The organism is Sphingobacterium sp. Mn56C, assembly GCF_049319645.1.
Lineage (GTDB): Bacteria > Bacteroidota > Bacteroidia > Sphingobacteriales > Sphingobacteriaceae > Sphingobacterium.
In genome coordinates, this window is the sequence record NZ_JBMOUC010000001.1 from 867,322 (window position 1) to 879,940 (window position 12,619).

Here is a 12,619-nt window from a genome sequence, read left to right on the forward strand (position 1 = left end):
AAGGCCTGGGGCGCTGAGATTATTACTAAATAGTATATATACGATAATTACACTATCTGCCAACGGCCCAATTAATGGCCGCATCGAATAGCTTTTTCCCATTCGGTTTTAAGTCAGGGAAGGTACGGTTGTCTAAAAATAACATCACCCGGCGTGCAGGAGCAATAAAATCATAATCCATCGTAGCCCCCTTTTCGTAGCCAAAAATAATAGCCTTCTCAGGTTGTCCCGGCATAGTAGCGATAATCGCAGCCCCTAAACCCGGTTTTCCCCAGCCCATAGGCTGATCTTTACGGTACACCGAATTTATACCAGCCGGCAAACCCGCCGCTAAAGGATGCGGAGCATTAACAATCCATATATAATGCTCGCCATCTACTTCCCCAAAATCAACGCCCTTATGGCGACCCGTAAAACGCAAATCGTCCAGAAGATCATTTTCCCAAGTTAACAAAGGAATACCAATATGGGTATATTTATGCTCTAAATCCTGCGAAGTAACGGTCGACGAAATAACCAATAAATCTGCCCCGTTTGCACGTGCTGCAGGTTCAGTCTGGTCGATTAACGTAACCTCAAAACCCATGGAGTCGAGGTGATTTTTCACCCTATCATCAATCTCTCGGTCGCGATGTTGAAGCCGCGTAATATAGGCTACCTTAAGGCGGCGTTCCTGCGCTTTCATCGGTTGAACCGCTTTCCCTTCTTTAGCATCTTTACCCTTCTGCTGTGCTTGTACATCTTGTGCCCCAATAAGCAGGCTCATAAAAAATAGGGCTGTCAGCAGCGTAACGACTAATTTGTTCATAAATTAAAAAGTATAAGTTGTAGAAAATAACCATGTTCGCGGCGACCCTGGATATAGGCGCGAACTATCGTAACCACCGACCCAATGCGTGCGGTTTGTAAGATTGTTTACATTAAACTGCAGCTGTATAGCATTAATCGTATAATAAGCAGCAGCACTAACCAAGGTATAACCCGGTCCGTGACTCGGAACGATATTCTTTTGACCTTGGAAGCCAAAGGTTCTATTGCCAACGACATGCACCCCCGAGCCAATACCAAAACCTTTTAATGCCCCTTGCTGCACCACATATTTGGCCCAAACGCTACCCTGGTTTTTTGGTGCATTAGGTTTCTGCTGGTTGTTGTACGTGGTATCGGCACCAGCATTCGCCCCATCAAGGCGCGCATGGTTATACGCATAAGTCGCCAGCACATTTAAACCCGGAGCAATATAACCCACCACATCCAATTCGATACCGCGGGATTTATCTTTACCGATTTGCACAAGCAGATCGGGGTTATCGGGGTCTAAGGCATTGTACAGCACATTACGCTGCTGAATATCGTACACCGAAACGGTAGCACTTAAGCGGCGCCCGAACCACTCTGTTTTTAAACCAGCCTCTAGCAAATAGCTGGTCATCGGGTCGAAAGGGCCTCCAGCGTTTGGATTTTGGCTACGTGCATCCTGCGGATTATAGCCAGTTGTATACGTCGCATAGGCATTGATATTATCCAAAATGGCGTAAGTAGCACCAATACGAGGCTGAAAGGCATGCTGACGAACTTTCTCCAGCTGTGGGGTGCTGTAGTTGAGATGAGAAATATAACTATCCCAACGCAACCCCAACAGCAACTTTAACCTTTTATAGCTGAGGTAATCCTGCACATAAACACTGTGCTGTTCCGAGCGGAAGGGCACCACAACATCGGTATTGTTGGCGGCATACACATAGCCATCCACAGATAAAAGGGAGTGTTCATTTTTCGAAAGGTCAAAAGAAGGTACATTTGGCATAGGGATCATTTTCCCCTTGTAGTTATAGAAAACATACTTAGCCGAGTCTTTGGCCACATACTTACTGGCAATAGTGCCATCCTTTAAACGATAACCCGCAGCATCCATCTGTGAAGATCCCACCGGAATGGTGCTGGCATTGTAATCGTAACCCAATACCAGGCGGTGTTCGACCTTACCCGTATGTAAGTTGCTGCTAAGGTAAGCCGTAAAGCTATCACTAAACTGCTCGTTGTGTCTTTGGCTGGCTCTTCGTAAAGCCAAATTTTCGATATTTTTCCCTTGTTTATCCACCGCAAAGGACGTGCTTCTATGTTCAAAAAGATCCTGCCTATAGCCGGTTCTTAAATACGAAGCATTCAGCGTAAGTTTGTCGGAAAAGCGATGCGTTAATGAGGTGGTTATTAAATACGTTTCCTCGTTCAGGAAATCGTTAATATCAGCCACATTTAAGGATATCGGTGTAGAATGCAAATCGTTCGAACCGAAGATAGATTGTCCACGATCTAGGCGGCTGTTCGATTTGTTATATACCGCGTCAAAATTAATGCGTGTATTGGAAGATGGTACATACGATAGGGAGGGAGCGATAACGATGTTTTTGTCGAACATAAGATCGCGGAAGGAATTTGCATTTTCGTAGCCCAGGTTTAACCGGTACAATACCGTTTTCGAACTGTTGGCCGGACCTGTAAAATCAAGGTTTGTGCGCAGGGTATTGTAATTGCCCATTTGCAGGTTTATTGATCTTCTCGCCGTATCTAAAGGTTTTTTTGTAACCTTATTTATGGTTCCTCCCGGATTTACATTACCGAACAAGGCGGCCGCAGGGCCTTTGATAATCTCGACACGTTCCAAATAGTTCAGTAGGTTCTGACGCCAGAAACCATTGAATGTGCGTAAACCATTAAAAAGCTGGTTCGAGCTGTTGCTGCCTACGCCACCTTGATTACGGAAACCTCGGATGCTGACATCATCGTAAAAGGTATACTGGTTTACACCGCTAACATTTTTGACAATATCGGTCATACGTACTGCCCCTTGGTCTGCCATTAACTCTTTGGTAACGTACTGTATCGACTGCGGAACGTCCTTAATTTCGGCTGCAACCTTAGTGCCCGCATAACTTACCGAATTTTTATAGCTCTTCTCCGTGCGCCCCATAATCTCTACGGTCTGCAGTTCTCTGCTGTCGGGTTCCAGTTGCAGGCTCAGTTGTACGTCTGCATCTTTGATCTGTATTTCTTTACGGTGGGGCTGGTAACCTAAATAAGCCAGCTCCAGCTGGTATTTTCCAGGCTTTAAATCTGTAAATGTAAAAAATCCGTTTTGGTCGGATTGTGCTGTTTTGTGTTGCCCTATAAGCTTGATCGTGGCTGCTTGGATAGCAGTGCTTTGGCTATCTGTAACTTTCCCTCGGATATGGTACTGCGCAAAAGTTGCTTGTACACCTATAGTAAAGAAAAGACAGATGGGTAAGAGGATGTTTTTCATCTGTAATAATAAATAATGCGCAAATATATCCTTATTTGAACTAATTCTAAATACTATTTGAAATTAATCTAATTTTAGCTTTTTCATAGGCTGTATTGTTTTAGCAATAGCATGTGCTTGTACCGCTTATAAAATGGATTAGCGTGGGGAAAGTTGGCATTTTAACTTTTTAGGCATAAAAACTACGTCTATAGGCATAAATTATGCGTTTAAACTTTGTGTGATAGCTATTACCTTTGGACTTGTAAAAATAAAGTCTACTAAAATGGTAGATTAAAACAGTGAAAACAAAGCATAATACTAACAATTAACAACATATGAAAAACGTAATTTACCAGAAAAAAAATCCCCACCTAGCTTGTCGGTCTGTCGATAGGTTTCCCATCCAGCTTAACTTTCCATCCGGCTCCATGTTTATGGCCATGATGTATAGCATCGGTCAGTAATTTCCCTAAAACAAAATGTTCATTAAAATTTTTAGGCCCCAAAAAGGGGACGGGCAGCGCTATGTTTTAGCTGTACATACGCTGTAGTATCATTAAATAGCATGTATACCTATAATTGAATCTGATGGAAGATAAAGATAGAGAAAAAAAGAGACGTTACTCTAAATTAGCCTTGCTGTTGCTGACTACTGGATTAATCGGAAATGTGGCCTTTGCCCAGGAGAAAATCCAAGGAAGCATACGCGATGCACAAAAGGGTGACCTTGTTCATGGTGTTTCTATTAAAGACATCAACAATACAAAAAATATTGCCCATTCTACAAAACAAGGAACGTTTTCCTTGGATGTAGCGAAGCTGCCGGTTACCTTATTGATTAGCAGCGTAGGGTATCAGCCGTTGACGATTACGGTGAAGGATAAAAATCAACCCCTGCTGATTGATCTGCAGGGCGAAAATAGCTTCCTGGACGAGGTCGTCATTACGGGGTATACCACGCAGCAGCGTAAAGCGGTAAGTGGCTCGATTACGACGGTAAATTTCTCGGAAAATACGAGCAACCAGGCCGACCAGGATCCTATTAAACTTTTGCAGGGCCGTGCAGCAGGGGTGCAGATTACGTCGACCTCCGGTACACCTGGTGGTGGCGTTAGTTTCGTTATCCGCGGCAACAACTCCATCAGCGGTAGTGTGGCTCCGTTGTATGTCGTAGATGGTGTTTTTATCAATACCAACCTGCCCGTTACAGGCGGTGGCGGTAACCTGCTGTCGAATCCGTTGGCGGATATTAACCCGGCAGATATTGAGAGTGTTACCCTGTTAAAGGATGCCAATGCAACGGCTATTTATGGTTCTCAAGGTGCCAATGGGGTGGTATTAATACGTACCAAACGCGGACAGCGTAATACGGCAAGTCGCATTGGCTTCAGTACAAAACAAGGTTGGGCAGATGCGGCGAAGAAGTTTAAAGCGACTAGCGGGCCTGAAACAGGACAGTTGCTTTTTGAATCTTGGAATAATACGGCGCTGGAAAATAAAGAGTCGCTGGAGACCTACCTGCTACGGGAAAAACCAACCAACTGGGATCTGGTATTTCCATTTAAAAATGCTGCCGGAAACCCCGATTTCAGCCGCAATAATATCGCCAATTTACCGACATATGACCGTATAAACGATATCTTTCAGACGGCATACTCCTCCAGTTACCAGCTATCGCTTTCTGGTGGTACGCAAAACAGCAACCATTATATAGCGTTGAGTTACGACGGCCAGGAGTCTATTGTTAAACCCAACCAGTTTCAGCGGTTCTCGGGTAGGGTAAACTACGATAATAATGTAACGGATAAGCTTAAAATCGGTACGAGTTATAACGTTGCACGTGTAGGGCGTTCAAATGTTCGTAATAACGATAATGACCCCGGAGGGATAATAAACTCCGCAATTTTTCCGCGCTCTTTCCTGCCGGTATACGATAATCAAGGCAATTACTTGAATCATGCTACCTTTAATAACCACCTGCGCCTAATCGAGCATTTGGATAATGATTATACGACCTGGCGTAATACCGTAAATATTTTCGGGGAGTATAGTATTTTACCGAAGCTGAAGTACCGTACATCGGGAAGTTTTGACTACACCAGCAATGGATCGCGAAGTTTTTCGGATTTTTCGCTTACCAATGGTGCATCGGCATCGGTTTCAAACCGTACGATACAGGTCTATACGGCCGAGCAGTTACTGACCTATGTAAATACATGGGATGGAAAGCATGATGTCAATGTATTACTTGGAAATACGGTAAATGTGCAACAGTCGCAGAGTGTTTCGGCGAGCGGTAGCAACTATATCTTCGATGTCCTTAAGGAGGTATCGAATGGGGGTACTACAAGTGGTGGCTCTTCCCGGAATGAAAACCGCTTAGTTTCTTTTTTTGGTAATGTGGGTTATGGTTATGATAGCCGCTACAATTTGGAATTTAGTTTCCGTGCCGATGGTTCTTCGCGTTTCGGTAAAAATGTGCGTTGGGGTTATTTTCCGGCAGCTGGTTTTGTATGGAATGTGGGAAATGAGCAGTTTCTGAAAAATAATACTACCGTAAATGGCCTTAAATTTAGGGCTACTTATGGTATATCGGGCAACCAAAATGGAATTGGCGATTACGATGCTTTGGCGATATGGTCGACCAGTGCACAATCGTATTTGGACCAGCCTGCGCTTGCTCCAGGGCGTTTAGCGAACCCCGATTTGACCTGGGAGAGTACGCGGCAGACCAACCTGGGGGTGGATGTAGGTCTATGGGATAGTCGCCTTAATGTTACCTTAGATTGGTACCATAAGTATACCACAAAAGGTTTGCAGTCTGTGTTTGTACCTTCCCGGAGTGGTTATACATCGGCCATCCGTAATTACTCGGAAATAAGTAACCGAGGCTTGGAGCTAACCATCGAGTCGACCAATATTAGTAAGGATAATTTTACCTGGCAGACGTCTTTTAATATTTCGGGAAACCGCAATAAAATTGAACGCATTCCGCAAGAGCAAACCATGGGGGCTACCAACCGTGGAACCTCGATTCTGCGGCAGGGGCACCCTATAAATTCTTTCTTTTTATACAAACAGTTGTATGTAGATCCGCAAACGGGTAATGCGGTATATGAGGATGTAGATGGCAACGGCATTATTTCGTATGCCGATCGGCAGATATTGGGTAGCGCACAGCCTAACTTTGTTGGCGGCTTAACGAATACCTTCCGGTATAAAAGCTGGGACTTATCGACATTCCTATATTTTACGCAGGGTAACAAAATCTTAAATATGCACGATTTCTTCTTGGTGCATGGCGGTACACAGAATGGTATCGGTTTCGATCCGCGCCAGCTAAACCGTTGGCAGAAACCGGGTGATATTACCGATATCCCGAAAATGACAAAGTATACCTTGAACCCGAGTCAGAATAATTCGCCCGCAAATAACTATACCGGGCAGGTGGCCAATTTAAGTAGCCGTTACCTGGAGGATGGTTCGTTTCTACGTTTGCGTAATGTTGCTGTTGGCTATACCTTGCCTAAGCAGTTTGCACAAAAATTAAAGGTGCAGAAGTTAAAGGCTACATTCTCGGCGACCAACTTGTTTACCTGGACGAAATATGGCGGCTTGGATCCGGAGGTAAGTGCGCAGAGTACCGACCAAAATACAGCGGGTTACGACTGGGCTACAGTGCCACAGCCGCGGACTTATGAATTGATTATCAATATTTCTCTCTAAAGATTCCTTGACAATGAAAAAACGTTTTAATAAACTACAATGGGGGCTGCTGTTCACGGTATCGTTGTCGGCAGGGCTGCAATCTTGTGAAAAGTTCTTAGACCTTAAACCTACGAATGCCTTGCTGGCAGAAAATGCCATCTACGATGCTAAAACGGCTAAGGCACTTGTAAATTCGGCCTATTCCAGGTTTAAAAACTACAATTTGGGTTCGGCCATTAACCTGGCCGTTTTACCGGGCGATAATGTGTTCTTCGCAGGTAGTCAGAGTCAGAATATTGAATTGGACAACCGTGCTTTTACCGTAACGAATTCGGCAATTGTTAGCGCATACAGTGAAAATTATGCCTTAATAAATGTAGCCAACTGGGCGATAGCAGAAATTCCGAAAGTGCAGGATGCTACTTTTTTAAGTGGGGAACAGGATAAACTGGTTGGGGAGGCTTATTTTTTTAGGGCTATAGCGTATTTTAATTTGGTGCGCAGCTGGGGCGGCGTTCAGTTGCAACTGAACCCTACCAAGGATTTAACCACCTTAGGAGCAATAAAAAGATCGTCGGTGGAGGATAGCTACAAGCAGGTGCTTGCCGATTTGGATAAGGCCGAGGCACTGCTGCCGGCCGACGATGCTGTAACTCGCAACAGAGTGCAGCGGGCCACGGTTAAAGCAATACGTGCCAAGCTGTACTTATATACCAAGCAGTTTGATCTTGCCGAGAAAGAAGCCGATGCGGTTATACAGCTACCGAAATACAGCTTGGTAGAAAACTACGCCCAATTTTTCACCCTTCCGTTTCTATCGTCGGAATCTATTTTCGAGTTATCGGCCACTACAAACAATCCAGGTATGAGCGGCACCATTTGGTTTCCAGCGTCGGGAACACCACGCGGCTCTTACGAATTTCGCCCGACCAACCAAATTGTAAACTTGTTGAACGACCCTAAAAAAGGGGGGGCACGCAAGAACCTACTGGCTACACGGGGTGCGGATGTGTATGTTAATATTTACAATACCGCAAGCCCGAACCTAAATCCAGCCTTTGTAATCCGTATTGCCGATATCTATTTAATACGTGCTGAGGCACGCTTACGGAAGAGCAATCCGAATATTGCAGGCGCTATTGCCGACCTAAATCGTATACGGGGGCGTGCCGAGGCAGATCTGTACCCAACGACAGCGGTCCATACCGAAGCACTACTGCAGGCCATATGGGAGGAAAGACGCTTGGAGTTTCCTTTTGAAGCCGACCGGTGGTACGACCTGGTGCGTACCGAGCAGGCCGAAAAGCTGCTGGGTGTAAGCCGTAATTTCTGGCTGTTTCCTATTCCGCAGGCTGATGTATTATCGGATCCGGATTTAAATGGTATTAACAACCCAGGCTACTAAAGTGTAAGAATTAGTGCACAACAAATAAAAAAAATTTACCTACACGATGAAACATAAACTATTGATTTTACTGTTTTTGTTGGCTGCTACCTTAACGAAAGCACAAGACAAATACTACTTCGGCGAATCGGCCCGTTTTAATCCCGATATCCCTACGCCCGAAGCATTTTTCGGCTTCCGCATCGGAACCTCACTCGTGCGTTACGACAAAGTTGTGGAATATTTTAAACTATTGGCACAGAAGTCCGATCGTGCCTCGCTGGAGGTGTTCGGCCATTCCTGGGAAAACCGGGAGCAGGTTAAACTTATTGTAACTACACCCGACAACCAGCGTAATCTAGAAAATATCCGTCAGGATCACTTAAAACTCGTACATGGAAAAGGGGCTATAAACTACAACCAGCAGAAAGTTATTGTCGAACTCGCTTACAACGTACATGGCGGTGAAATTGCAGGAACCGATGCATCGGTTTTGGCCGCCTATTACCTGGTTGCTACTGAGGATGCCGATATTGTGAAACGTTTGTCGGACGCCGTAGTACTGATCGAACCCGCACAAAACCCCGATGGGCGCGAGCGTGCTACCACCTATATTAACGGATTTCATACCAACCCGACCGTAGTAGATCCGGCAGATTTAGGCCATGCTGGCGGATGGACCCCACATCGGGGTAACCACTTTTGGAACGATCTAAACCGGGATTGGTTGCCACTATCGCAGGTAGAGAGTAAAAATAGAGTAGCATATTACCACAAATGGTACCCTAACGTATACCTAGACTTCCATGAGATGGGTAGCAATAGCACCTATTATTTCGAGCCATCGCCATTAACCAGCTGGAATAAAATTTTGCCACAAAGCAACTACGAAGTGCTTACTGCAATCCTGGCTAAACACTTCTCGGCAGCCCTTGACCGCATCGGTTCCTTGTATTTTACAAAAGAAAGTTTCACCAACTTATCCCCAATCTATGGGTCTACCTATCCCGACTACCAGGGGGGGGCAGGTATAACGCTGGAAGTAGGAGGCACCTCGGGCGTTGCCGTACTTACCGACGCCGGTGTACGTACCTTCTCGAAAAATCTACGCGATAATTTTGAGATCAGTATTGCAGGTTTACGTGCAGCAACCGACGAGAAAGAAACCTTCTTAAAAGAACAGCGTTCGTTTTTTGAAAGCGCCTTAACGCAGGCGGATAAACTACCGTATAAAACCATAGTTTTTGGTAGCAAAAAAGACATCGGCTTAAATCGTGCCTTTTTAGAACACCTTTTAAGTCACCAAATTGAAGTATACACACTCCCAAAAGCAGTAACGATCGACAACAAAAGCTTCGAACCGGGTACAGCGTATGTAGTACCCTTAAAGCAGCATCAGTTTAGGGTATTGCAGTCTATTTTTGAAGAAAATGAAACCAATGCATTCGATAAAACAACGACATTTTATGATATCTCCGCATGGAGCACCGTACACGGCTACGGCATTCCATTTGTGAAGTCCAAAGTTCCGCAAACATTAGGCGAACGCGTTGTTAGCCTACCTGCCACAACAACGCTAGCTGTCGATCAGTCGAAATTAGCCTATGTCTTTGAGGTTTCCGACTACCTGGCAACAAAAGCACTATACGCCCTGCAAGAAGCCGGTGTTAGCGCACGTGTGAGCAGCCTACCCTTTAAGAGTAAAACCACCGCTGGCGATGTAGCCTTTGCAGCAGGGAGTATTGTGATACCCGTGGCCTACCAAGATCTGGACGCCAGCAGCCTATATCAAGTGATACAAAAAACAGCACAGGAGAGTGGAATTCAAATTTATGCCATAAACGAAGGTTTCAGCTTAAGTGGTGTAGACCTCGGCAGCAACAATATCCGCGTATTGAAAAAACCTAAGGTAGCCTTAATTTCTGGCGGCAGCTGGACAACATTCGGTGAGGTATGGGCCCTATTGAGTGAAACCTATGGCCTACCCGTGGTTAAATTAGACGGTAAGTCCTTAGATCGCGTAGATTTAAGCAGCTACACCAGCATTATCCTTACAGGAGCACAATACTCAGCCGATTTTGCACAGCGCTTAAATGCATGGGTTGATGCTGGAGGAACCGTATTAAGCATTTCAGGATCCAACGCCTGGGTAAATAGCACCCTATTTGGCGAGCAGCGCGGACCGCGACAAGGCGATGACAGCAAGGAGGAGGGAGCTGCAACATCCCGTGCAGCACTACTCAGCCGCGGCGCCAGCTCCCGCCTAAGCGGCATTATTGTGAAGGCCGAACTCGACACCAAAAGTCCGCTCGCCTATGGTATCAGCGACAAAGATACCTACGCCCTTCGTAGCAGCTACAACAGCATCGATCCGAAGACCATCAACCAAACAATTCTGAAGACGAAAAATATCCTAGTGAACGGCTATGCCGATTCTACGGCATTAAATGCCGTAAAAGATAATATCGTCATCGGTAAAAACAACAAGGGTAGAGGAGCAGTGGTCTACTTCGCCGAATCGCCAACCTTCCGCGGGTACTGGTTATCGACAAGCCGCCTATTAACAAATGCAATCTTCTTTGGTACAGGAGGCAGCAACAGATTTTTTTAAGTAAAAACAAACCAATCTACATATAAATTTTAGGCCGGGGCATAGGGTTTAAGCCGTGAGCAACTTAAATCCATGCCCCTATTAAAGAAAAGAAAGCCTAAACAAAAAATGGAGCCCATCCAAACGATGGCTCCATTTCTTTTATACAATCCGGAAGCAAGTAAAGCTATTCTATAAGGGTTTAACCTAAGTGTAACCTAAACCTAAACCTAACCTAAACCTAAACCAGCTAAAAATGAATCTGCTCCTTAATAATTTCCCGGTAAAACTTTAAGCTCTCCTCGAGGTGCGATATATAAGCCTCCTTATCCGCAATAATTTTTTGGTAAAGCTCCTTTTCCTGATGCACACGAACCCCATCCACCGTATCCTCCGTAGCGGTAGCCGGAATAAAATCTGTGATATCCAATTTTAAGATATGAGCAATTTGTCCGAGACGATCCAAATCAATTTTTGTCAGTCCGTTTTCAATATTTTGGTAAGCCTTTAAAGAAATATGTAAACCCTCGGCTACATCCAATTGCGAAAGGCCTCTCTCTCTACGGCATAATTTGATTTTGCTGGCAGCACCTAATCCTATCATTTCTTTTACGCTTTCTAAATTAATAATGGTCTGGCCACTAGAGCCACAACAAATATAATAAAAACGCTTAAGTCTACCTATTTAGTAGTGTAAATTTTTAGATAAAAAATGCCCCAGCACAAACACGCCAAAAAGAGGCGTTCAGTATAAGGAAGCCGGACAACAGACCATGCTAATAATAAAAATAAGTATGCAGGAGCACAACGATAGCAACGCCAGTAAGCGGCATCGACATGCAGATTATTTATCCAAGAATAGCCAAAAGGCGGTTGCTTCTACGCCATAATTGCTGTATTTTTGGCTGCAATGCAAGAGCAATAAACCATGGAGCAAAAGAAAGCAACGGCTACCGAACCCCTACATATGCGTGCCGAGCGGCATTTGAGAGCACTTATGCAGCAGGAAGAATACCTAAACGGCAAACTACTGCCCGATGAGGTAGGCATGGCCAAAGAACTTGGCATGTCGCGCAATACCCTACGGCAAGCTATAAATCGGCTGGTACAGGAGGGACTGCTTATCCGCAGAAAAGGACATGGCACCCTACTCGCAAAAGGGCCACTGCAGGGCAAGGCCAATAATTGGATTTCCTTTACCCAAGAGATGAAATCCAAAGGTATTACCGTTGTAGACTTTGAGCGAAGTATGGGGCATAGACAGGTTAATGCCGAAGTATCCCTGTTTTTTGGTACCACAGTGAACGACCGTCTTTTTTATTTAGAGCGTGTTCGTGGTAGTACCGATTTCCCTTTTGTATTTTTTCAATCGTATTTTAACCCCATTTTAGGTCTTACCGTAAGTGATAATTTTGATGGTCCACTATACGATATTATAGAAAGGCAAAAAGGGTATACACTAAAAACCTCCCGGGAGGAGCTTTCCAGTATGCTGGCCGATAAAATGTTGGCCGACCGCTTACAAATTGAAGTAGGGGATCCTGTGCTTGTTCGAAAGCGTTGGGTGCTGGATGAAAATGATCTCCCGATTGAATATAACCTCGGCTTCTACCGGGGCGATAGCTACACCTATACCGTGTCGTTTACCCGTTAA

General features: G+C 44.9%; 7 protein-coding genes. 4 read left to right on the top strand and 3 right to left on the bottom strand.

Annotated elements, in window-relative coordinates; genetic code table 11:
• Nucleotides 1-52: 52 nt before the first annotated feature.
• Together ACL9RF_RS03725 and ACL9RF_RS03730 are read right to left on the bottom strand one after the other, a co-directional pair.
• Nucleotides 53-808 carry a hypothetical protein gene (locus ACL9RF_RS03725; RefSeq protein ID WP_422799250.1) on the bottom strand — a complete coding sequence of 252 codons (756 nt, stop codon included), beginning with the start codon at nt 806-808 and terminating at the stop codon, nt 53-55.
• Between the two features lie 3 nt (nt 809-811).
• A complete protein-coding gene (locus ACL9RF_RS03730; protein WP_422799251.1) occupies nt 812-3,301 on the bottom strand; it encodes a TonB-dependent receptor domain-containing protein in 2,490 nt (829 codons plus the stop codon).
• A 570-nt stretch (nt 3,302-3,871) separates the two neighbouring features.
• Here ACL9RF_RS03730 and ACL9RF_RS03735 point away from each other — a divergent pair.
• Genes ACL9RF_RS03735 through ACL9RF_RS03745 form a run of 3 tightly spaced genes read left to right on the top strand, consistent with a single transcriptional unit; the run spans nt 3,872 to nt 10,986 of the window.
• Nucleotides 3,872-7,009: a SusC/RagA family TonB-linked outer membrane protein gene (locus ACL9RF_RS03735; protein WP_422799252.1), complete on the top strand. Its 3,138-nt coding sequence runs from the start codon at nt 3,872-3,874 to the stop codon at nt 7,007-7,009.
• A 13-nt stretch (nt 7,010-7,022) separates the two neighbouring features.
• A complete protein-coding gene (locus tag ACL9RF_RS03740; RefSeq protein WP_422799253.1) occupies nt 7,023-8,396 on the top strand; it encodes a RagB/SusD family nutrient uptake outer membrane protein in 1,374 nt (457 codons plus the stop codon).
• Between the two features lie 46 nt (nt 8,397-8,442).
• Nucleotides 8,443-10,986 carry a M14 family zinc carboxypeptidase gene (locus tag ACL9RF_RS03745; protein WP_422799254.1) on the top strand — a complete coding sequence of 848 codons (2,544 nt, stop codon included), beginning with the start codon at nt 8,443-8,445 and terminating at the stop codon, nt 10,984-10,986.
• A 229-nt stretch (nt 10,987-11,215) separates the two neighbouring features.
• Here the strand turns inward: ACL9RF_RS03745 and ACL9RF_RS03750 are convergent, their stop codons facing one another.
• Entirely contained in the window at nt 11,216-11,569 is a 354-nt protein-coding gene (locus ACL9RF_RS03750; RefSeq protein ID WP_422799255.1) for a helix-turn-helix domain-containing protein, read from the bottom strand.
• A gap of 324 nt (nt 11,570-11,893) precedes the next feature.
• Here ACL9RF_RS03750 and ACL9RF_RS03755 point away from each other — a divergent pair, with 324 nt between their 5' ends.
• Complete coding sequence (locus ACL9RF_RS03755; protein WP_422799256.1) at nt 11,894-12,619, top strand: GntR family transcriptional regulator; 726 nt, start codon at nt 11,894-11,896, stop codon at nt 12,617-12,619.

Excerpts from the sequence above, each read along its gene's own strand:
- ACL9RF_RS03725 (WP_422799250.1), bottom strand. The coding sequence starts at position 808 with ATGAACAAATTAGTCGTTACGCTGCTGACAGCCCTATTTTTTATGAGC.
- ACL9RF_RS03730 (WP_422799251.1), bottom strand. The coding sequence starts at position 3,301 with ATGAAAAACATCCTCTTACCCATCTGTCTTTTCTTTACTATAGGTGTA.
- ACL9RF_RS03735 (WP_422799252.1), top strand. The coding sequence starts at position 3,872 with ATGGAAGATAAAGATAGAGAAAAAAAGAGACGTTACTCTAAATTAGCC.
- ACL9RF_RS03740 (WP_422799253.1), top strand. The coding sequence starts at position 7,023 with ATGAAAAAACGTTTTAATAAACTACAATGGGGGCTGCTGTTCACGGTA.
- ACL9RF_RS03745 (WP_422799254.1), top strand. The coding sequence starts at position 8,443 with ATGAAACATAAACTATTGATTTTACTGTTTTTGTTGGCTGCTACCTTA.
- ACL9RF_RS03750 (WP_422799255.1), bottom strand. The coding sequence starts at position 11,569 with ATGATAGGATTAGGTGCTGCCAGCAAAATCAAATTATGCCGTAGAGAG.
- ACL9RF_RS03755 (WP_422799256.1), top strand. The coding sequence starts at position 11,894 with ATGGAGCAAAAGAAAGCAACGGCTACCGAACCCCTACATATGCGTGCC.